The sequence below is a fragment of the Pseudomonas nunensis genome, assembly GCF_024296925.1.
In the GTDB taxonomy this organism is placed as follows: Bacteria; Pseudomonadota; Gammaproteobacteria; order Pseudomonadales; family Pseudomonadaceae; genus Aquipseudomonas; species Aquipseudomonas nunensis.
In genome coordinates, this window is the sequence record NZ_CP101125.1 from 1,637,249 (window position 1) to 1,658,498 (window position 21,250).

The following is a 21,250-nucleotide window of genomic DNA, read 5'->3' on the forward strand; positions in this document are numbered from 1 at the left end:
CGAGGCTGCGTCCGGCGGCGAAGCCGTCGTCAATCCAGCCACCGCGGTTTATCTGAAAAACCGCACTGTCTGGTTTACGACGGCTTCGCCGCCGGACGCAGCCTCGCGGTGCTCGGCAGCTGCTACTTCAGATGAGTTTTCAGTTCCAGCGCCGCTTGCCGCACCGCCGCTTTCACTTCAGGAATCTGACTCAGCGGATTCAACAAGCCAAAGTCATGGATCATCCCGTTGTAACGCACCGCCGTCACCGGCACACCCGCCGCATCCAGATGACGGGCATAGGCCTCACCTTCGTCACGCAACACGTCGAACTCGGCGGTTTGCACCAGTGCTGCCGGCAAGCCTTTGAGCTGTTCGGTGCTGGCCTGCAACGGCGAGGCGTGGATCTGCGCACGTTGGCCAGCGTCGGTGGTGTAGTTGTCCCAGAACCAACTCATCATGCCCTTGGTCAGGAAATGCCCTTCGGCAAATTGCTGGTACGACCCGGTGTCGAACTGCGCGTTGGTCACCGGCCACATCAGCAACTGAAAGCGCAGCGCCGGGGTTTTCTGTTCCTTGGCCATCAACGCCACGACTGCCGCCATGTTGCCGCCGACACTGTTGCCAGCCACCGCCAGGCGCTTGCCATCGACGCCGATTTCCTTGCCGTGCTCGGCGACCCAACGAGTCGCGGCATACGCCTGGTTGATCGCGGTCGGGTACTGCGCTTCCGGGGACGGCGTGTAATCGACATACACCGCCACCGCGCCGGAGCCCACCACCAGGTCATGAATCAAGCGTTGGTGAGTCGGGTAATCGCCCAACACCCAGCCGCCACCGTGGAAGAACATGAACACCGGCAACTCACCCTTGACCTTGGCCGGACGCACGATTTTCAGGTTGATGCTTTGCTCGCCGACCTTGATCGCACGCTCGCTGACTTCCACACCCGACAGATCCACTTTCACCGAGTTCTGCGCACCGGTCAGCACCGCACGGGCATCCTTGGGGCTCAGCTGTTCGAGGGGTTTGCCACCGCCAGCAGCGAGGGCTTCGAGGAAGGCCTGGGTGCTGTGTTCAACGCCAGGGCTGCCAGCAGCGAAAGCGTTGCCAACGGCGAGGGCGAGGAGGGAAGCGGTCAGGGTCTTTTTGACGAGGTTCATGGTGTAAATCCTTTTTAATTATGAAAGCGGCTTGGGTTCGGCGGCAGCGGCTGTCGCTGCACCATGGACACAGATTAATGGGGTGCCAGAATCGGAAAAAGCGGCTATAAAGTGTTTGACTGTCAACCAGGGCGTGACAATGAACCCGTTCGAAGATATGCGTATTTTTTGCCAGGTCATGGACTCCGGCAGCTTCACTGCGGCAGCCGACCAATTGGGCCTGTCCAAGCAATTCGTCAGCCGTCGATTGATGCAACTGGAAGAACGCCTCGGCGTGCGTTTGCTCAATCGCTCGACCCGGCGCCTCGACGTCACGCCACTAGGCCAGAGCTACTATGAGTCAGCCTTGCGTCTGCTCAGCGAAGTCGAGCAAGTGGAGCAGGGCATCGCCGGCCAGACCACCGAACCTCGGGGGACGATTCGCCTGAGCGCGCCGCTGTCGTTCGCGCTGGCGCATTTGGGGTGTTTGCTGCCGGAGTTTTTGCAGCGCTACCGCGACGTCACCGTGGAAGTCGACCTCAGCGACCGGCCGGTGGATTTGCTCGGTGAGGGCTACGACCTGGCGTTGCGCATCGGCGTGCTGGAAGACTCGACGCTGATTGCCCGGCGCATCGCCTCGATCCAGCGCGTGTACTGCGCCAGCCCGGCGTACCTGGCCGAGCACGGCACCCCGGACAAACCCGAAGACTTGCTCAAACACGACTGTCTGCCGTATGGGCATGGGCGGCAGGTGCAGTGGCGGTTTGAAGGGCAGGGCAAGCCGTTGACGGTGAATGTCACCGGGCGGATGCGCGTGAATAACGGGGAGTTGCTCAAGGATGCGGCGATTGCAGGGATGGGGATTACCTACCTGCCGACGTTTATTGTCGGCGCGGCGTTGAAGGACGGGCGGCTGGTGCCGGTGCTGGAGGATTTTCGGCCTGAGCCGCTGACGTTATCGGCGGTGTACCCGCAGCATCGCCAAGGATCGCGGCCGGTGCAGGCGTTTATCGAGTTTTTGCGCGAGCGGTTGGATCAGCGGGAGGGTGGGTTGTAGCGCGGATTTACGGTTCACACGGTCCCTGTGGGAGCGAGCTTGCTCGCGATAGCGGTGGGTCAGTCAGCATTGATGTGGCTGACACTCCGCTATCGCGAGCAAGCCCGCTCCCACAGGGGATTTGTGCAGGTCAGTTAGCCCGTTTGTCGTCGCCCGGTTCGCCGCCGACGTGAACGCCACGGTCATCGGCTACCTGGCCAACCGCATGCACGCCACGGTTGTCGCCCAGTTCACCGGCGCGATGCACGCCATGGTCATCGCCTAGTTCACCCGAGCGATGCACGCCGTGGTCGTCACCCAGTTCACCCGAACGATGCACGCCGTGGTCATCACCCAGTTCACCCGAGCGATGCACGCCGTGGTCGTCACCCAGTTCGCCCGAACGATGCACGCCATGGTCGTCACCCAGCTCACCCGAGCGATGAACCCCATGATCATCCCCACGCTCGGCATGGGTGCCGCTGCGTCCGGAGTTTGAGGCATTGCCGGCTTGCCCCGATCCATGGTCGCTGCCGCTGTGACCGCTGCTGTTTCCACCGTTGCCACTACTGCCATTGCCGCCGTGACTGCCGCCATTGCCGCTGCCACCGCCGCCAGATCCACCACCAGATCCGCCGCCACCACCGCCCGAGCCACCACCGCCGCCAGAACCTCCGCCGCCACCGCCCGAACCGCCACCGCCGCCAGAACCTCCGCCACCGCCGCCGGAACCGCCGCCCCCACCACCGGAGCCACCGCCGCCACTGCCACCATCCTTGGCTTGTGCGCTCGACACACCGGACAGGCTGTCCGGAATCAGAACGGTAGACGCCGACAGAACTGCGCCAATAGCTACTGCAAGTAAAAGCTTGTTGATGTGCATGTCGTTCTCCGTCTTTTTATTCAAGTTGGAACGTTGATGAACACTGCAACGTGCTGCCTGATTCAGTTCGTAAACACATCAGCGTTCCGATTTATTCATTCGAGACGTTAATGACCGATGCACGGTAGTGCTCGACCCGTTCCAGAGGGTCAGTGAATACTCGAAGCCAGTTCGAAAATCGGCATGTACATCAGGATCACGATGACCCCGATCAGCAGGCCGATGAAGGTCATCAGCAACGGTTCGAACAGGCGCACGAACCACTCGAGCCAGCGGCTGATTTCTTCGTCGTAGAAGTCGGCGCTGCGTTCCATCATTTGCCCGAGGTTGCCGGACTGCTCGCCCGCACGCAGCAAACGCAGGGAGACCGGGGTCACCAAATGGTTGAGTTCCAGCGCGGTGGACAGCGACTGACCTTCGCGCACCCGTTCGCAGGCCTGGTCCAGGCGTGTGCGCGAGGCGACGGTGAGCAGGCCGCGGACCATGCCCATGGCGGTGACGAGCGGTATCCCGCCCTGCAGCAGAATCCCCAGGGAACGGTAGAAGCGCGCCAGTTCGTACATGAAGATCCGCTGATGCACTGCCGGGAGTTTTTCGATCAAGCGGTCCACGCCCCGACGAAAGGCCGGTTGGCGCTGGAGGAAGGCGAGGGCGACGATGATCGCTGCCAGCGAGCCGAAAAATTCCATCTGGTGCGTGTGCAGGAACATGCCGCTGGTCATCAGGACCTGCGACATCCAGGGCAGGTTCGAACCTAGGCCTTCGAACACCAGGCTGAAGCGCGGCACCACATAGCCCATCAGAAACAGCACCACGCCACCGCCGACAATCAACAGCAGCAGCGGGTAGATCGAGGCGCTGATGATCTTCTGCCGAACCTCGTCCATGCGTTGGCGATAGCTGACGTAGCGCCCGAGCGCCTCGCCCACGGCGCCTGTCTTCTCGCTGGACTGCACCAGCGCCACGTAGAGCGGCGGGAACACCGCCGACAACTGGCCCAGCGCCTGGGAGAACGATTTGCCCTCATACAGCAGGCGCACCAGCTCGCTCAGGGTCTTGCGGGCCTGGGGCGCGCTTTCCTTTTCCGCCAGGCTTTCCAGCGCGTCGATCAACGGCAGGCCGGCGTTCAGCAACGTGGTCAGCTCCTGGCTGAACAGCACCAGGTTGAAGGTCTCGCGCTGGCGCAGGCGCAAGGCCCGCCAGTGCCGCTCGGCCTGCAGGCTGACCACGCGCAAGCCCTGGTCTTCGACGATGCGTCGGGCTTCGCTATGGCCGGGGGCTTCGACGGTCATCGAGACCACGCCGGCCTTGCCGACAGCCTTGAGATGAAAGCGCATGGGCGTCGCTCCGGTCATTGCCAGTTAGTGACTTCAGCGTTTTCGCCTTCGCCGCCGGGTTGTCCGTCCTTGCCCATCGACAGCAAGTCGTACTCGCTGTTTTCCCCGGGGTAGCGGTAGTTGTAGTTACGGCCCCACGGGTCTTGGGGCAGTTTTTTCTGCAAGTACGGGCCAGTCCAGCGGGTTTCATCGCTGGGCGCGGTGACCAGCGCCTGCAAACCCTGCTCGGTGGACGGGTAGTGGCCGACCTCCAAACGGTACAGATCGAGTGCCTTGCTCAGGCCTTCGATCTGCGCCTTGGCGACCTTCACTTCCGAGCGCCCGAGCTGGGCGAAATACTTCGGCGCGACGATGCCGGCCAACAGGCCAAGCACCACCAACACCACCAACAATTCGAGCAAGGTGAACCCGCTTTGGGAACGCGGGGCGGAACACAGACGCTGATTCATGATGACCTCATCCAGTCGGCAGCAGAGTCGCTGAGAAGGCTTATGCAATTGCCATGCTCACGTTTGGCGATACCGCTGGACCCCTTGTGATCCGGGCCTTGGCGCCGACGGCACAGTGCTTGCGTATGGCTGGTTGACTACCGGCCATTGGGGCAAAAGCCCCGTTTTTCGGGGCCGGCCAGGGGAGGTATGAAACATGAAAAATCTCACCGCAGGACTGCTCGGCACGCTGCTGCTGACCGGCATCGCCCAGGCCGATGTCTTCGTTTCCATGGACTCCAAGGGCAGCTACGTTCTGTCCAATGTCCACCGTCCCGGACGGCACTATGAACGGGTAATTCACGAGCCCGAAACCGCCCAGCTGAGCATGGATCAGCAACCACAAATGATCGCCCGCCAGCCCTATGCCGAGCTGGTTTCGGCAGCGGCCACGGCCAATCAATTGCCGGCGGCGCTGCTGCACGCGGTGATCCAGGCCGAGTCGCACTACAACGCCGACGCGACCTCCGCCAAAGGCGCCGGCGGGTTGATGCAATTGATGCCCGACACCGCCCGGGAACTGGGGGTGAACGACGTCTATGACCCCAAGGCCAACATCCAGGGCGGCGCGCGTTATCTCAAGCGTTTGCTGACCTTGTTCGACAACGACATCAGCCTCGCCGTGGCGGCCTACAACGCCGGGCCGCAAGCGGTGCTCAGCCGTGGCGGGGTGATCCCGCCGTTCGCCGAAACCCAGCGTTACGTGCCCAGTGTCTTGCGCCAATACCGACGCTTGCAGGGCCTGGCCGTGGATGCGCCGTTGTGATCGACGGTCGTGGGGCAGGTTGCCCCAAATGTGGGGCAAACCGGGTACCCCGTAGCAGCTGCCGAGCCTGGCGAGGCTGCGTTCGGCGGCAAAGCCGTCGCAAACCCTTAGCACACGTTTGACCTGAGACACCGCGCCGCCTGATCTCACGACGGCTTCGCCGCCGAACGCAGACTCGCCGGAGCTCGGCAGCTGCTACAGGGGAAATAGTCGCCAAACGTGGTTGGAAAGTGGGGAATGGGGGTGGGTTATTTCCCCCGATTGATTAACTCGTAACTTTAAGTTGTTGATAAACCGACAAATTATTTATGGCATGCGGATTGCTCAACCGGAGTTGTCGAGAATTATTCCTGTGAGCACCCAAAGCGAGGCCCGTGATCATGACCGGCATACCACACGCTCATCACCTGGTTAACCTGCTGCTGTTTTTAGCGCCGATGTTTGGCCTGCAGCTGGCTGAAGCCGCCGTGCGCTGCGAGCGCAATCTGGTAGCGAACGTCGTGGCGTTCGATCAGCCGCTGATGTTCAACCGCCTCGGTGCACAGAACGCCAACGGCATGATGTTCGCCCTGCGTCGCGATGTGGTCGACGACCATGATCGCTCCCTGGCCCAGGGTGGTTCGGCGGTGCCGGGCAAGGTTTCGCTGCGGCCCGACAAGCGTCCGCGTCCGCTGGTGCTGCGCGTCGCCGCCGGTGATTGCCTGACCATCAACCTGCAAAACCTGCTGGCCTATCAGGCCAATCCCGGCAGCCATGAAAGCGGGGAAGAAGAGGAGGGCGAAATCGGCAATGTCGATGATTTCAAGGTCGACGAACAAGTCACCGACCGCCACGTCGGCTTCCAGGTCAACGGCATGCAGGCGGTCACCAGCATCGACGACATCGCCTCTTACACCGGGCGCAACGCCAACAGCCTGATCGCCCCCGGCGCCAGCCGTTCCTACACCTTGTACGCCGAGCGCGAAGGCGCATTCGCTGCCAGCAGTCGTGGCGCGACATTCGGTGGTGAAGGCGATGCAGGCAACGTCGCCAACGGTCTGTTCGGCGAAGTGGTGGTGGTGCCCAAGGGCGGCCGCACCTATCGCAACACCGTCACCGAAGAAGAAATGCGCCTGGCCAGCAGCGGCCGCACGCCGACCGGCCAACCGATTGTCGACTACCAGGCGCGCTACCCGCAGCGCGAGCCGTGGATCCGAGAAGGTAAGGCCGGCACGCCGATCATCGGCATGGTCGATGGCAATGAAATCATTTCCAGCGAGAGCGACGCGATCGTGATGGGCAGCAACGCCGACGGTAGCTTCCCGGCCTCGACCTATCCGCTGGAAGCCGTTGGCAAACGCAACCCGGCGATCCCCAATCGGCTCGAACCGTTCCGTGATTTCGCCTCGCAATTCCAGGATGAAACCGCCGCCACCCAAGCCTTCCCGGCCTATTGGGCCGACCCGGTGATGGCCCACGTGCTGGAGCCGACCCGCGATTCGTTCATGATCAACTACGGCTCCGGCGGCATGGGCGCCGAGGTGGTGGCCAACCGTTTGGGCGTCGGGCCGATGCACGATTGCCTGTCCTGCGCCTATGAAGAATTCTTCCTCAGTTCCCACACCGTGGGCGACGTGGCAATGCTGGTGGACGTACCGGCCAACGCCGGCCTGGAAAACATTCGCCCCGGCGAAACGCCGCGTGCCGATCAGATCGGGGTCAAGGCGACGATGGCGCTGTATCCGTCCGAGCCGTCCAACGTCAACCACAGCTACATCGGCGACTTCGTCAAATTCCGCAACACCCACAACGGCCACGAGCAGCACATCTTCCATTTGCACGGCCATCAGTGGTTGTTCAACCCGAACGACGATAACTCCGACTATGTGGACGCCCAGGGCATCGGTCCGGGCGCCGGCTACACCTACGAAATCGCCAACGGTGGTTCGGGCAACCGCAACCGCGTGGCCGGCGATGCGATTTATCACTGCCACTTCTACCCGCACTTCGCCCAAGGCATGTGGAGCATGTGGCGGGTCCACGATGTGTTCGAAGAAGGCACCAAACTTGAGGTGTCGCAGCAAGGCGCCGACGGTTATCACAGCGAACCCTACGCCTTGCGCAGCGGCAAACCAGCCTCAGGCGCCCGAGCCTTGCCTGATGGCGAGATTATCGCCGGGACGCCGATTCCAGCCGTCGTGCCGCTACCCGGTAAAGCCATGGCGCCGATGCCGGGCAAAGTTGCCGTGGTGCCGAAAATCGGCGAAACCCTGGTGGCTGGTCATGACGATGACGATGACGACGATGATGACGGCGAACACCATGGCGGTGGCGCTCAAGCCATCGGTTCCCTGGCCCTGGTGGATCGCAGCGAAGCCAACCGCAACGCTGACGGCAGCCTGAAAAACCCTGGCTATCCATTCTGGATCGGCGGCATGGAAAGTTCGGTCGGGCAACGTCCGCCAACACCACCGCTGGACATGCTCGACGCCGCCAAGGCGCAGTCCCTGAAAAGCAGTGGCAAAGCCCTGTGGGCCAATCTCGACCCGGCGCAGTCCGGTGGTTGGGACGGCGGTCTGGGCCGGCATTCCCTCGACGGTTTCTCCTCAGGTGGCCTGGCCCACACCGTGACCACCTCGCTGGATTTCTCCAAGGAAGTGACCCGCGCCAAACCAATCTACATGCCGGAAGAGGGCACCGAAGTCGAACAGGCGGCCATGGCCTTCCACGCGAAAAAGGATCACCCAAGCTTTGCGCTGCTGCCCGGTAATCAAATCGTGGCCAAGGCGTTCCGCACCAACGGCGCGTTGCCGATTGCCGGTGCGCCGTACTACGAACCGTGCATGGACGACCGGCAAAAACGCCTGACCGCCAGCGCCGGCATGGGCGAGTTCAACAGCGGCGAGCGGGTCGACGGCATGTCATACACCGGTTCCTCGACCTTCACCGCCGACCGTCCGCGCATCTACAAAGCCGCGAACATCCAGTTCGACGCGGTGTACAACAAGGTCGGCTACCACTTCCCGCAAGCGCGCATCCTGGCCCTGTGGGAAGACGCCTGGCCTGTCATTACCAAGCAGCGTCCGCCAGAGCCACTGGTGATGCGCATGAACACCTTCGACTGCGTGCAATACCAGCAAACCAACCTGGTGCCGGCCACCTATGAGATGGACGACTATCAAGTGCGTACGCCGACTGACGTGATCGGCCAGCACATTCACCTGCCGAAATGGGACCTGACTGCCGCCGACGGTTCGGCCAACGGCTGGAACTACGAAGACGGCGTGCTTTCTCCAGGTGCCGTGCAAGAACGCATCCACGCGATTCGCGAGTTCAACCAGTGCGAAGGCACCGACCCGCGTGACGGCACGCCGGCCTGCCCGAAAGCCAAGACTCACCCGTTCTTCGGTCAATATGGCCGGGCGGACTGGGTGGGGGCGCGCACGGCGATGCAGCGCTGGTTTGTCGATCCGGTGGTGAACGCCAAAGGTGTCGACCGTGGTCTCGGGACGATTTTCACCCACGACCACTTAGGCCCATCGACTCACCAACAGATTGGCCTGTACGCCACTGTGCTGGCTGAACCGGCCGGTTCCACCTGGTTCCACGCTGAAACCGGCGAGCCGTTGTACAGCGGCGCGCGTCAGGATGGCGGGCCGACGTCGTGGCAAGCGGTGGTGTCCACCGGGGACATCGACGGCGATGGCAAGAACGACAGCTTCCGCGAGTTCTTCCTCGAATACAGCGACTTCCAGCACGCCTATGAAGCCGGTGTGTATGTGGGCGCCGGACCGGATGGCGTGCCGAATCCACAAGCGTTCCCGGCCACCGCCGACAGCTTCCGCTACTCGATCAATCCGCCGGTGCGCAAGGAAGCCGAGACCCTGCTTGAGCAGGTGATCGAAGCTCGCGGTGGCTTGACGCCCGGCTGCCCAAGCCGACCTTGCCCGCAAGCCATCTCGGTGGATGACCCTGGCATGTTCGTGGTCAATTACCGTAATGAACCGCTGGCCCTGCGGGTGTACGACCCGAACAAGGTCGGCCCGGACGGCAAGCGCGGCATGCAGGCCGACGGCCTCGGCGGCGACCTGGCGTATGCGATGCAAAGCCGCACCGACCGTGCGATCCCGGCGATGAACCTGGCGCCGAACCTGGTCACTGCAGCCACCGGTCCTACCGGCGGTACCACACTGTTCCCGCCGCACATCAACAAGGGCGGCGCCGAACCAGGTGATCCGTTCACGCCGATGTTGCGCACTTATACCGGTGACAACGTGCGGCTGCGGGTGCATGCCGGCGGTCACGAAGAAGAGCACAACGTGACCCTGCACGGCGTGAAGTGGCTGCAAAGCGGTTCCGGTTTCGGCAACAGCTCCAACTCCGGCTGGCGTTCGTCGCAGATGATCGGGATTTCCGAGCAGATGGGCTTCATTGCGCCGGTCTCGATGCTCTCCAGTTCGGCGGCGACCACCGGGGATTATCTGTACTCGATGGACGCCTCCCTGGAAGGCTACTGGAGCGGGATCTGGGGCGTGATGCGCAACTACACGGCCCAGCGCAACGACCTGTTCGCACTGCCGAACAACCCGAAACCGGCGGGCATGCGCAACACCGTGGCGTTCGACGGCAGTTGCCCACGGATCGGCGCCAACCCCAATGGCATCGGCACCCGGCCCACCGTGCAGCGCAACTATGAAGTTGTCGCGGTGCTGGCCAACGACATCCTCGGCAATCCGCTGGGCCTGTCCATGGGTGACCCGGCGGGGCTCGGTCAACACGTGGGCGGGCCGTTGAATCCGGCGGGGGGCACGCTGGTCTACAACTCGCGGGCGGTGAGCATTCCGCAAGTGACCGTGACCGATCCCGAGGACGGGACGACCTTCACCATCGGCGGGCAAAGCGGTCCGTTGCATGACCCGACCGCGATCCTCTACGTGCGCAAATCCGACCTCGACCCGGTCACCGGCAAGTTGAAACCCGGTGTGCCAGTCGAACCGCTGGTGCTGCGCGCGGCGGCCGGTGACTGCATCAACATCACCCTGGAAAACCGTCTGCCGAGCGTGATGCCGGACTTGACCCAGACGGCCTCGGTGATGGGGATGGTCAAGCGTGATCGCAACGGTGGCGAAGGCTCTACGACCTTCAGTAACAACTTGATGCGGCCGTCGAGCCATGTTGGCCTGCACGCGCAATTGCTGGCCTATGACATCACCAAATCCGACGGGACCAATGTCGGTGCCAACCCGATCCAGACCGTACCACCTCGGGTCGGCAACAGCGGTGCGTACCCGACTCGCACGTATCAGTACTACGCGGGGCACCTGGAGCGCGAAGGCAAGCCGATCTCGCAACTGGGCCGCAGCGTCGACAACATCAACGCCACGGCGGTGGAGTTCGGCGGGTTGAATTTCACCCCGGCGGACGTGATCAAGCAACCGCAAAAAGGCCTCGGTGGTGCGATGAGCATCCTGCCGATCGGCGCGACCTGGGTTGACGACATACGCAAAGTGTCGGCGACGGTCACGGCCCCTGGGCAGACCCCCTATCGCGACTTTGCGATGGTCTGGCAGAAGGCGCTGAACATGCGCTGGGCCAATGGTCGTCCTGTGGAAGGTATTGCCTCGGAGGCCGGCGTGCCGACCGATCCGCAGGACAACTCAAGCATGGCGATCAACTACAAGACCGAGCCGATGTGGTACCGCTTCGGCCTGGCGCCGGACGCACCGTTCGGGCATGCCGACGGCAACGGTTACGGCGACGTGCCGAACGCGCACATGGCCTACAGCAACGCGCTGGTGGGCGGCGATCCGCAGACGCCGGTGCTGTATGTGAAACCGGGGCAACCGTTCCGCACCCACATCCTGATGCCGACCGGGGGCAGTCGCGGTTCGACCTTCCAGCTGGATGGGCATGTGTGGTCGGTCAATCCGTTCCAGTCGGAGAAGAGCGATACCGGTGGCTATCCGATGAGCACCCCAGGCGTGGGCTCGGTGCGGTTCGGCTACAACCCGATGTCGATGTACATCGGCGCCCATGAAAGCATCCTGCCAGCGGCGCACTTCAGCTTCATGCACCCGAGCGCCGGGGGCAGCAACGCAATACCGGGCGACTACCTGTTCCGCGACTACGCCGCCTACGGCAACACCGCCGGGTTGTGGGGATTGCTGCGGGTGACCAACGAACCGGAGCCGGCGCCGGCGCCGTAGGAGAGGCGGATGACGCCATCGCGAGCAAGCTCGCTCCCACAGGGGGCAGGGCTGGACACAAGGACTGCGCCCACTGGCGATCGAATGTGGGAGCGGGCTTGCTCGCGAAGGCGGTGGGTCAGGCGACATCGAGGGTGAATGTGATGGCCCCTTCGCGAGCAAGCCCGCTCCCACAGTGGGGTGGGGTTGGGCACAGATGCTGCGACCACTGGAGATCAAATGTGGGAGCGGGCTTGCTCGCGAAGGCGGTGGGGCAGGCGACATCGATTGTGAATGTGAAGGCCCTTTCGCGAGCAAGCCCGCTCCCACAAGGGGACCGGTTTGGCAGGCACAGATGGGTAAGGGGAGACGCGGTATGAACAGGACAATAAGAATTGCCGGGTGTGCGCTGGTTGTCGCCGCCGTGTTGCTCTGGCTGGGTATCTGGCGCACGGCGCCGCCCACGATGCTCAGCGAGGTGGCGCTGCCGGACACCTGGAGCGGCCAGACGCTGGCCCGTGACGGTGTGGCGGTGGACTTCAAGGTGCAGGCGCTGGCCGAGGACGGTGTGCTGCGTGAAGGCGGATTTGCCGATGTGCAGTTCCGCGTCACTGACAGCAATTCCGGCCAACCGCTGTCAGGGGTGAATCCCGGTGCCTGGCTCGACCCGGAAACCGTCGCCGCCGACAAGGCCCAGGGCCGTGAACAAAGCTGCAAATCCCGGGTCGGGGTGTTCCTCAAATCCAGCATCGGCGCACGTCCGATGCTCGACCTGAACAGTTATTTCCTGCTGGTGATGAACCGCGATGCCAGCGTCTCTGTAGTCGATCCATCGGTCTCGGTCGGCGGCATCACCAGCACCATGGCGCGCATCGACCTCAAGCAAGCACCGATGGATTGGGTCACCACCAAAGACAACAAACGCGTGTTCATCTCGATGCCCACCGCCGGCGAAGTAGCGGTGATCGACAGCGAACAATTCAAACAGATCGACTCGGTCGCTGCCGGCAACAACCCGGTGCGCGTAGCCCTGCAACCGGACGAGCGCCTGCTGTGGGTCGGCAACAATGGCAAAACCGCCGAGGAGTCCGGCGTCACCGTCATCGACAGCCGCAGCCTCAAGACCCTGAAACACCTCGCGACCGGCAAAGGTCACCACGAAATCGCCTTCAGCAAAGACAGCCGCCACGCCTTCGTCACCAACCGCGACGACGGCACCCTGAGCATTATCGACATCGCCACCTTGACCATCAGCCAACAACTCAAGACCGGCACCCACCCGTTGTCGGTGGCCTACTCGCCGCTGTCCCAAGCGGTGTACGTCGCCGATGGCCAGGACGGCAGCGTCACCGTAGTCGACACCAGCAGCCTGGCGGTGCGACGCATCATCAAGCTGAGCCAAGGCTTGGGTCCGATGGGCTTCACGGCTGACGGTCGCTTCGGCATCGCCCTCAACACCCTGGAAAACCGCGCCGAAGTGATCGACGCCGCCACCAACGCGCGCATCCATTCAATCGACGTCTCCGCCGAACCCTATCAAGTGGTGTTCACCAAGGCCTACGCCTACGTGCGCGGACTGGCTTCGGCCAAGGTGACGATGATCAACCTCGCATCCCTCGGCGAAGGTCGCACGCCAATCAGCCAGGGTTTCGAAGCCGGGCCCCAGGCACCACGGCTAGCCGGTGACTTGCCGCTGGCGTCGAGCCTGGCAGTGTCGCGAGACGACAACGCGGTGTTCGTGGTCAACCCGGTGGACAACACCACCTACTTCTACGCCGAAGGCATGAACGCGCCGATGTCCGGCTATCCCAATCGCGGGCAGGTGGCGCGGGCCGCGATGGTCATCGACCGCAGCCTGCGGGAAGTCGAGCCAGGGCTGTACAGCGCACGGATCAAACTGCCCCCGGCCGGGCGTTTTGACGTGGCGTTCCTGCTCAACCAGCCGAACATCATTCACTGCTTCAGCGCCCTGGTGGAACCGGACAGCAACCTCGCCCAGCGCCCCGGCGTGCCGAAAGTGGAATTCATGCTCGACAAGTCCACGGCCGACCTTGGCGACCCGTATGTCGTGCGCTTTCGCATCGTTGAGGGCCAACACAAAACCCGGCGCAGCGGGGTCAAGGACGTGCAGGTGCGCTACTTCCGCGCCCCGACGTCCCGGGCCCAGCAAGTTGCGGCGCTGGACGTTGGCAACGGCGTGTATGAAGCGCCGGTGACCCTCGACCAGAGTGGCGCCTGGTACCTGCATGTGCGTGCCGCATCCCTGGGCGCGAATTTCGATGACAAGACCTTTGCCAGCGTCCGGGTATTGCCCTGCGATGACCACCGAAGAGGAAACTGACATGAACCGATTCGCACACCGTGGCTTGTTGACGTTCTGCCTGTTGGCCACCGGCATCGGCCAGGTCCTGGCGCATTCGGCGGATGAACACGCCGGGCACAACGCGCCGCCGGCCAAGACCCAGGAAAGCGCCCAGGTGAAATTTGCCGACGTCGCGCTGGTGGACCAGAACGGCAAACCGGTACGCCTGGAAAAGGACTTGATCAGCAACAAAATCGTGGTCATGGGCTTCATCTACACCAGTTGCACCACGGTCTGCCCGGTGGTGTCCTCGATCATGGGCAAGGTGCAGAAACAGCTCGGCGCGCGGGTCGGCAAAGAGGTGCAACTGGTGTCGATCAGCATCGATCCGCAACGCGATGACCCCAAACGCCTGAACGACTACGCGCGCAGTTTCCAGAACGGCCCGGGCTGGAGCTGGCTCACCGGCAGCCAGCAATCGGTAACCGAAACCCTCAAGGGCCTCGGTACGTTCAGCGGTGACTTCAAGAACCACGCGCCGCTGATCATGGTCGGCGACGGCAACAGCCGCCACTGGACCCGCTATTACGGTTTTACCGACCCGACGGTGCTGACCCGTGAAGTGGAAAAACTCAGCGGCCAGCGCAACGCCCACGCCAAACACACTGCTATCGCCATGGAGAACCAGCCATGAAAGCCCTCATTTTGATCTTCCTGACGATGTGCTTTTGCGTGATCAGCTTCCTCGCGTTTTCCCACGAACAGCACGCAGAGCAGGCGCCAACCGTGACCGCCGCCGCACCGGCAACCGGCACCCGCGATGCGCAGACCTGGTTCACCGACACGCCGTTACAGGACCAAAACGGCAACACCCTGCGCTTCTACAGCGATGCCCTGCAAAACCGTGTGGTGCTGCTCAACGTGATTTTCACCAGTTGCACCGATGCCTGCCCGCTGATCACCCGCAAGCTCAAGGAAGTGCGCGAAGTGCTGGGCGACAAGGCGGACGGCATCACCTTCATTTCCCTTACCAGTGATCCGCTGCGGGACACCCCGGCGGTACTCAAGGCTTACACCTTGAAGCAGGGCGTCGATGGCCCGCACTGGCTTTTTTTAACCGGCGACAAGGCGCAAATGGATCTGGTGCTGGGCCGCATCGGCCAGATCGTGCCGACGCCCGAGCAACATTCCACGCAACTGATCGTCGGTGACGTGGCTAACAAACGCTGGAGCAAGATCCGTCCCGATGCACCCGCCGCCGCCATTGCCCAGCGCTTGCAGTTGCTGACAATGCCCGTGGTCGGTCGCTGAGTCCGGGCCATGAATATTGCCCTCCTGATCCTTCTCGCCAGCTTCAGCCTGAGCTCTAGCGCGTTGCCGCTGAGCCCCAGCGAAAGTGCGGGCAAACGCTTGTACCGCGAAGGGCTGTCAGGCAGTGGCGAGCCGGTGATGGCGCGGGTCGGTGCGGCGGACATTGTGCTGCCGGCCACCAGCCTGCCGTGCGCCAATTGCCACGGCGCCGATGGCCAGGGCCGGGCGGAGGGCGGGGTGCGGCCACCGGACCTGAATTGGTCGCGGCTCAGCAGCGTTTATGGCCAACAGCAGATTAATGGTCGCGATTACCCGGCCTACACCGAGGGCACACTGGCGCGGGCGATTCAAGAAGGGCGCGACCCCGGCAACAATCGACTCGACCCGGCCATGCCACGGTTCGTGCTGTCGATGAAGGATCAACGCGATCTCAGCGCCTACCTCAAGCGCCTGGGCGAAGACCGCGATCCGGGCCTGAACGCCGACAGCCTGCACTTGGGCACCTTGTTGCCGAGCCAAGGGCTGTTGCGCGATGAAGGCGCGACCGTGGCGGCGGTGCTTCAGGGCAGCGTGGCACGGATCAATGAGGCGGGCGGGATTCATGGCCGCACGCTGCGCCTGACGATCCTCGATCCCGGCCCGGACAGCGCAAGTGCGGAAAAGGCTCTGGACCGCTTGATCGAGCAGGAACAAGTGTTCGCCCTGATCGCGCCGCTGGTTCCGGCGCTGGACACCGAATTGGCGGCACGCCTGGAGCGGGCCGGAGTGCCGCTGATCGGCCCGTTGTCGCTGCTCGGTACAGCCCAGGCCAGTCGGCAGATTTTCGAACCGTTGCCCGGTTTGCGCGAACAACTGATCGCCCTGGCCGACTACGCCACCGACAGCCTGCGGGTGCTGCCGGGGCCGACACTGATCGCCTACCCGGACGATCCCGGCCAACGCCTGGCGGCGCAGAGCCTCGGCCAATATTTGCAGGCCCACGCCTGGCAGGATGTGCGATTGCAAGCCTACGACTCGGCTCAGGACGAGTTGCCGCTGGGCTCGCGTTCAGTGTTTTACCTGGGCAGCGGCGGTGGTTTCAGTCACCTGGCCGAACGCTTGCAGACAGCGGGGCAGGTGCCTTACCTGTTCGCCGCATCGAATCAGGTCGCGGGGGAGTTGCTGCAAGTCCCCAGCGGATTTTCCCGGCGGGTGTTCCTCGCTTACCCGTTTGTGCCCAGCGACTGGACCCAGTCCGGGCGCACGGCCCTGACCTTGTTGCGCGAGCATCAGGGCCTCGGTGGCGAACACGCGGTGCTGCAAGTGGGAGCGTTCAGTTCGATGCTGCTGTTCAGCGAAGGCATGAAGCAGGCCGGGCGCGATGCCAGCCGCGAAAAACTCATCAGCGCCCTCGAGGGCCTGCACGACTTCGACACCGGGCTGACCCCACGGATCAGCTTTGGCCCCGGCCGCCGCCTGGGCCTGAATGGCGCGCATATCGTCACCGTGGACCTGTCCGACCAGCGTTTTTACCTGGTCGCACCCTACAAATCTATTGCCGTTACACCCTGACCGGAGGCTTCGATCATGAAGACGCTACTGTTGCTGCTGATGCTCTGGGTGCCCGTGGTCTTCAGTAATAACGGGCCGGCTGCGGCGCGGGTCAATGGCGAGGAGATTTCCGAGTTTCGCCTGGAGCGCTATTTCGCCGAATACCTGGAAGACCAGGGCCGGGCGGTGGCCAGCATTCGCAATCCCAAGGCGTACAAACAGCTGCGTCAGGCCGCCCTGGATGCGCTGATCGACAAAGAATTGTTGTGGCAGGAAGCGCTCAAGCGCGGGGTGGTGATCAGCGATGCCACGGTGCAGAGCCAGGTGGCGCTGACCCGCCAGGCCATCGGCGGCCCCGAGGTGTTTGCGCGCAAGCTGCAAGACTCCGGTTTCGATGAGGCGAGTTTTACCGAGTACACCCGACGCGAGCTGGCTGCCCAGGAGGTTTTCGCCGACCTCACCCGCGTGGCGGAGCCGGACGAAAAACAGGTCCGCGACTTCTTCCAAGCGCACCGCGCCGAGATGGGCAGCCCCGAGCAGATCCAGGCCCGGCATATCCTGATCAAAGTGCCCCAAGGGGCGGATGCCGCCACAGTCGAAGCCGCGCGACTACGCTTAGAGGAGCTACGTATACAAATCGCCAGTGGCGCGGACTTCGCCAGCGTCGCCCGCAGTGCTTCCGAAGACGCTTCGGCCAGTGCAGGCGGGGACTTGGGCTATTTCACGCGTGGGCGCATGATGCCGGAATTCGAAGCGGCGGCGTTTGCATTGAGGCCGGGCCAAGTCAGTGAACCGGTGCGCACGCCAGTTGGCTGGCATTTGATTTATTTACAGAACCACCAGGAGGCGGCGGATGTCACAGAGGAGCAAGGGCTTGAAACAGTCCGGGTGTACCTTGCCCGACAGCAAAAGGCCCAGGCTCGTCGAGACGTTCTGGCGCAGTTGCGATCCCGTAATCGCATTGAGCGGATTGACGATGATTGAACGTTCCCCCCCAATAGTGGGGAAAAGCTTCAATGCCAATCCATGCGCTTCCCCGCCTTTGGGGGGAGGGGGATCTGGACGACTTGGCATTGTCTTCAAATTCAAGGACATGAAGAGATAAAAATACCGGCGCTCGGCCTGGCATGAAGTGTGCGTTAGTCCTAGTAAGGCGCGCACTCCGCCAGGCTCGGTACTCGGACCTGCGGTTTCAAGGAGTCGACCTTGTTAAACAAAGTACTGGTTGTCGAAGACGAACAACTGCTTGCCGAAAACCTCAAGGATTACCTTCAGGCGCAAGCGTTGGAAGTCCGGATAGCTCACGACGGTGCCATGGCAATCGGTGAAGCCGAACGTTTTGCACCCGATGTGATGGTGTTCGATTACCGCTTGCCGGATATGGAAGGCTTTGAGGTGCTCGATGCCGTCCGCCAGAACAGGAACTGTCATTTTGTGCTGATTACCGGGCACCCAACCGCTGAAGTCTGTGAGCGGGCCCGACAGTTAGGTGTCAGCCATATCCTGTTCAAACCCTTTCCGTTGGCGGAATTGGCCCGTGCAGTCTGCGACCTTCTGGGGATGGAGCGCGAAGCCAAAGCAGGCGTGAGCACTTCTGAAGGTTTTGTCGAACGACGCCAGAGCAGGACCGAGAGTTTCCCGCTGCAGTTGTACGACGGCAGTTGGGTGCTGGCGGATCGCCGACGAACATCGGCCTCGCTGGCACCGGACGACGAACAATTGCTCACCGGGGAGTAGTGGCGCGACACGACGTTCCGGCTCCAGCCGCAATGGCCTGCCGCGCCGACAGGGCTTTAAGCCCCCGGCGTTGGAGAGCAAGCCATGGAACGTCTATCACTTGCCGTAGAACCGGCACCGTTGGAGTCTGTACCGACACGCTTTAGCAGTGAGCAATTGGCCCAGGCGCGGATCCGGGCCGCCAGTTCCGGCGAACGGGTACTGGACGCTCTCGGGGTGTTGTGCGAACTGGCCCCCATGCCATTTATCCAGTGCCTCGGCGCTACCCTGCATTACCCGGTGCTCGACACCGACACGCTGTTCCAGGCCACTCCAGTATTTGATCGGGTCACCCTGGCCCAATGCCTCAAGCGCGAATTCATCCTGCTGCGCCACGCCGACGAAGTCATCGGTGTGTTCGCCGACCCGTTCGACACGGCGCGCCTGGCCTGGATCGACGATTGCCTGCACGGCGCGCCGCTGTATCTGGTGCATGCCGACGACTTGAAAGCCTACCTGGCCCGTCACGAAGAAAGCTTCCACGCCGTGGAGTCGCTCAACGCCCAGGCCGACGCGAATGTCGAGATCGACAACCTGCAAAGCCTGTCCCTGACCAGCATCAGCGAAGACGCGAGCGTGGTGGTCAAACTGGTCAACTCGACCCTCTACGACGCGCTGAAAATGCACGCCAGCGACATCCACTTGGGCACCACCGGCAGCGGCTTGGTGATCAAGTACCGCATCGACGGCGTGCTCAATAACATCAGCAAGATCCAGGGCAGCGAGTTCGCCGAGCAGGTGATTTCCCGGGTCAAGGTCATGGCTGAGCTGGACATCGGCGAGAAACGCGTGCCCCAGGATGGGCGCTTCAAAATCGGCATCAGCGGTCGGCAGATCGACTTCCGGGTGTCGATCATGCCAAGCATTTTTGGCGAAGACGCGGTGCTGCGGGTGCTGGACAAACAAGACCTGGCGGACAAGGTCAGCGGCGTGCAGTTGCAGGCCCTCGGCTTCGAGGAAGACACCCTCAAGCAACTGCGTCGCCTGGCTGCCGAACCCTACGGCATGGTGCTGGTGACCGGCCCCACCGGCAGCGGCAAGACCACCACGCTCTACGCGATGATCACCGAGATCAACCACGGCGTGGACAAGATCATCACCATCGAAGACCCGGTGGAATATCAACTGCCGGGCGTCCTGCAAATCCCTGTGAATGAAAAGAAAGGCCTGACCTTCGCCCGTGGTTTGCGTTCGATCCTGCGCCACGACCCGGACAAAATCATGGTCGGTGAAATCCGTGACCCCGACACCGCGCAGATCGCTGTGCAATCGGCGCTCACCGGGCACCTGGTGTTCACCACCATCCACGCCAACAACGTCTTCGATGTGATCGGCCGTTTCACCCAAATGGAAATCGACCCCTACAGCCTGGTCTCGGCGCTCAATGCGGTGCTGGCCCAGCGGCTGATTCGCCTGGTCTGCGCCAGTTGCAGCGCACCGCACCATCCGACCGATGAAGAACTGCAACTGTCCGGCCTCGACCCGCAACACGTCGGCCACTACCACTTCGTGCATGGCAAGGGCTGCGGCCATTGCCGGGGCACCGGTTATCGCGGACGCACGGCGATTGCCGAGCTGCTGCACCTGGACGACGAGCTGCGGCAAATGATTGTCGAGCGCCAACCGATTTCGAAAATCAAGGCCCACGCCTGCAAACGTGGCTTGCGCTTGTTGCGCGAGTCGGCGCTGGAACTGGTGCAAGCGGGGCGTACTACGCTCGAGGAGATCAATCGTGTCACTTTTGTCTCGTGATCGTTATGTCGCCGTGCTCGGCGCCAGTGGCGTCGGCCTCGGCCAGCGCCAGGGCAGCGAAACCCGCTGGCTGGGCAGCATCGGCTTTATCGACGAAGGCTTCCACGCCTGGGCCGTGGCCCTGGAAACCCTCGACCGTCTGCTCGGTGAACATGCCCGCGCGGGTGCCGAATTGAGCGTGGTGGTCTCCGGGCACTTCAGCCGCTTTTGCCTGGTGCCCTGGAGCGACCAGATCAGCAGCCCCGACGAATTGCTCGGCTTCGCCCAGCTGTGTTTCGAAGACCTCTACGGCGCACCGACCCAAGCCTGGAGCCTGGTGCTCTCGGCGGAACCGGCGGGCTACGACCGCATCGCCTCAGCCTTGCCCCAGGACTTGCTGGAACGCCTGCGCAGCCTGGTCAGTGCTCGTGGTTTGCGCTTGCGTTCGGTGCAACCGTACCTGATGGCGGCGTTCAATCACTTCGATAAAAGCTTCGACGCCGGGGACTTCCTGTTCGTGGTCGCCGAACCGGTGCGCAGTGTGTTGCTGCTGGCTCGGGAAGGGCGCTGGACCTCGGTGCGCTCGGTGGGCAGCAACGACAGCGATGCCGCACTGACCGCGTTGATTGGTCGCGAAGGCCAGTTGCAGGCCTCCAGCAGCGAACGGCCACTCAACGTCTACCTGCACGCCCCGGCACGCATCGACTCGCAACCCGACGTACCCGGCGTGCACCTGCGGACCCTTGAAGAGGACCGGACTTCAGTACGGGATTGCCTGTACGTGATGTCCCGGGCGGTGGCCTGA

15 protein-coding genes are annotated in these 21,250 nt (G+C 62.9%); 11 read left to right on the plus strand and 4 right to left on the minus strand.

The window, feature by feature from the left end; all coding sequences use genetic code 11:
- Window positions 1-122: 122 nt before the first annotated feature.
- A complete protein-coding gene (locus tag NK667_RS07320; protein WP_054614207.1) occupies window positions 123-1,142 on the minus strand; it encodes an alpha/beta hydrolase in 1,020 nt (339 codons plus the stop codon).
- A gap of 139 nt (window positions 1,143-1,281) precedes the next feature.
- Here NK667_RS07320 and NK667_RS07325 point away from each other — a divergent pair, with 139 nt between their 5' ends.
- Entirely contained in the window at window positions 1,282-2,178 is an 897-nt protein-coding gene (locus NK667_RS07325; RefSeq protein WP_054614208.1) for a LysR family transcriptional regulator, read from the plus strand.
- A 130-nt stretch (window positions 2,179-2,308) separates the two neighbouring features.
- Here NK667_RS07325 and NK667_RS07330 read toward each other — a convergent pair whose 3' ends face one another.
- From NK667_RS07330 to gspG, 3 genes are all read right to left on the minus strand, one after another.
- Window positions 2,309-3,040 (minus strand): hypothetical protein, encoded by a 732-nt coding sequence (locus NK667_RS07330; protein WP_054614209.1) that lies wholly within the window; start codon window positions 3,038-3,040, stop codon window positions 2,309-2,311.
- Between the two features lie 149 nt (window positions 3,041-3,189).
- Window positions 3,190-4,377, minus strand: a complete 1,188-nt coding sequence (locus NK667_RS07335; protein ID WP_054614210.1) for a type II secretion system F family protein — start codon at window positions 4,375-4,377, stop codon at window positions 3,190-3,192.
- Window positions 4,378-4,391: 14 nt separating this feature from the next.
- Entirely contained in the window at window positions 4,392-4,826 is a 435-nt protein-coding gene (gene gspG / locus NK667_RS07340) for a type II secretion system major pseudopilin GspG (RefSeq protein WP_054054531.1), read from the minus strand.
- Between the two features lie 196 nt (window positions 4,827-5,022).
- On the opposite strand from gspG, the gene NK667_RS07345 reads away from it, so the two are divergent.
- The 10 genes from NK667_RS07345 to NK667_RS07390 all read left to right on the plus strand — a co-directional run bounded on the left by NK667_RS07345 (window position 5,023) and on the right by NK667_RS07390 (window position 21,250).
- On the plus strand, window positions 5,023-5,631 hold the full coding sequence (locus NK667_RS07345; RefSeq protein ID WP_054054529.1) for a lytic transglycosylase domain-containing protein: 609 nt from the start codon (window positions 5,023-5,025) through the stop codon (window positions 5,629-5,631).
- Between the two features lie 380 nt (window positions 5,632-6,011).
- Entirely contained in the window at window positions 6,012-11,816 is a 5,805-nt protein-coding gene (mnxG, locus tag NK667_RS07350; RefSeq protein ID WP_054614211.1) for a manganese-oxidizing multicopper oxidase MnxG, read from the plus strand.
- Between the two features lie 355 nt (window positions 11,817-12,171).
- A complete protein-coding gene (locus NK667_RS07355) occupies window positions 12,172-14,136 on the plus strand; it encodes a YncE family protein (protein WP_054614212.1) in 1,965 nt (654 codons plus the stop codon).
- Between the two features lies 1 nt (window position 14,137).
- Window positions 14,138-14,791 (plus strand): SCO family protein, encoded by a 654-nt coding sequence (locus tag NK667_RS07360; protein ID WP_054614213.1) that lies wholly within the window; start codon window positions 14,138-14,140, stop codon window positions 14,789-14,791.
- The gene (locus NK667_RS07365) at window positions 14,788-15,408 is read left to right on the plus strand and encodes an SCO family protein (protein ID WP_054614214.1); all 621 of its coding nucleotides are present in this window, start codon (window positions 14,788-14,790) and stop codon (window positions 15,406-15,408) included. The genes NK667_RS07360 and NK667_RS07365 overlap by 4 nt, the downstream gene beginning before the upstream one ends.
- A 9-nt stretch (window positions 15,409-15,417) precedes the next feature.
- The gene (locus tag NK667_RS07370; protein WP_054614215.1) at window positions 15,418-16,959 is read left to right on the plus strand and encodes a cytochrome c/ABC transporter substrate-binding protein; all 1,542 of its coding nucleotides are present in this window, start codon (window positions 15,418-15,420) and stop codon (window positions 16,957-16,959) included.
- Between the two features lie 15 nt (window positions 16,960-16,974).
- Window positions 16,975-17,922 carry a peptidylprolyl isomerase gene (locus tag NK667_RS07375; RefSeq protein ID WP_054614216.1) on the plus strand — a complete coding sequence of 316 codons (948 nt, stop codon included), beginning with the start codon at window positions 16,975-16,977 and terminating at the stop codon, window positions 17,920-17,922.
- A gap of 222 nt (window positions 17,923-18,144) precedes the next feature.
- On the plus strand, window positions 18,145-18,675 hold the full coding sequence (locus NK667_RS07380) for a response regulator (protein WP_054054515.1): 531 nt from the start codon (window positions 18,145-18,147) through the stop codon (window positions 18,673-18,675).
- A gap of 84 nt (window positions 18,676-18,759) precedes the next feature.
- On the plus strand, window positions 18,760-20,466 hold the full coding sequence (locus tag NK667_RS07385; protein ID WP_054614217.1) for a GspE/PulE family protein: 1,707 nt from the start codon (window positions 18,760-18,762) through the stop codon (window positions 20,464-20,466).
- On the plus strand, window positions 20,447-21,250 hold the full coding sequence (locus tag NK667_RS07390) for a hypothetical protein (protein WP_054054512.1): 804 nt from the start codon (window positions 20,447-20,449) through the stop codon (window positions 21,248-21,250). The genes NK667_RS07385 and NK667_RS07390 overlap by 20 nt, the downstream gene beginning before the upstream one ends.

Excerpts from the sequence above, each read along its gene's own strand:
- NK667_RS07320 (WP_054614207.1), bottom strand. The coding sequence starts at position 1,142 with ATGAACCTCGTCAAAAAGACCCTGACCGCTTCCCTCCTCGCCCTCGCC.
- NK667_RS07325 (WP_054614208.1), top strand. The coding sequence starts at position 1,282 with ATGAACCCGTTCGAAGATATGCGTATTTTTTGCCAGGTCATGGACTCC.
- NK667_RS07330 (WP_054614209.1), bottom strand. The coding sequence starts at position 3,040 with ATGCACATCAACAAGCTTTTACTTGCAGTAGCTATTGGCGCAGTTCTG.
- NK667_RS07335 (WP_054614210.1), bottom strand. The coding sequence starts at position 4,377 with ATGCGCTTTCATCTCAAGGCTGTCGGCAAGGCCGGCGTGGTCTCGATG.
- gspG (WP_054054531.1), bottom strand. The coding sequence starts at position 4,826 with ATGAATCAGCGTCTGTGTTCCGCCCCGCGTTCCCAAAGCGGGTTCACC.
- NK667_RS07345 (WP_054054529.1), top strand. The coding sequence starts at position 5,023 with ATGAAAAATCTCACCGCAGGACTGCTCGGCACGCTGCTGCTGACCGGC.
- mnxG (WP_054614211.1), top strand. The coding sequence starts at position 6,012 with ATGACCGGCATACCACACGCTCATCACCTGGTTAACCTGCTGCTGTTT.
- NK667_RS07355 (WP_054614212.1), top strand. The coding sequence starts at position 12,172 with ATGAACAGGACAATAAGAATTGCCGGGTGTGCGCTGGTTGTCGCCGCC.
- NK667_RS07360 (WP_054614213.1), top strand. The coding sequence starts at position 14,138 with ATGAACCGATTCGCACACCGTGGCTTGTTGACGTTCTGCCTGTTGGCC.
- NK667_RS07365 (WP_054614214.1), top strand. The coding sequence starts at position 14,788 with ATGAAAGCCCTCATTTTGATCTTCCTGACGATGTGCTTTTGCGTGATC.
- NK667_RS07370 (WP_054614215.1), top strand. The coding sequence starts at position 15,418 with ATGAATATTGCCCTCCTGATCCTTCTCGCCAGCTTCAGCCTGAGCTCT.
- NK667_RS07375 (WP_054614216.1), top strand. The coding sequence starts at position 16,975 with ATGAAGACGCTACTGTTGCTGCTGATGCTCTGGGTGCCCGTGGTCTTC.
- NK667_RS07385 (WP_054614217.1), top strand. The coding sequence starts at position 18,760 with ATGGAACGTCTATCACTTGCCGTAGAACCGGCACCGTTGGAGTCTGTA.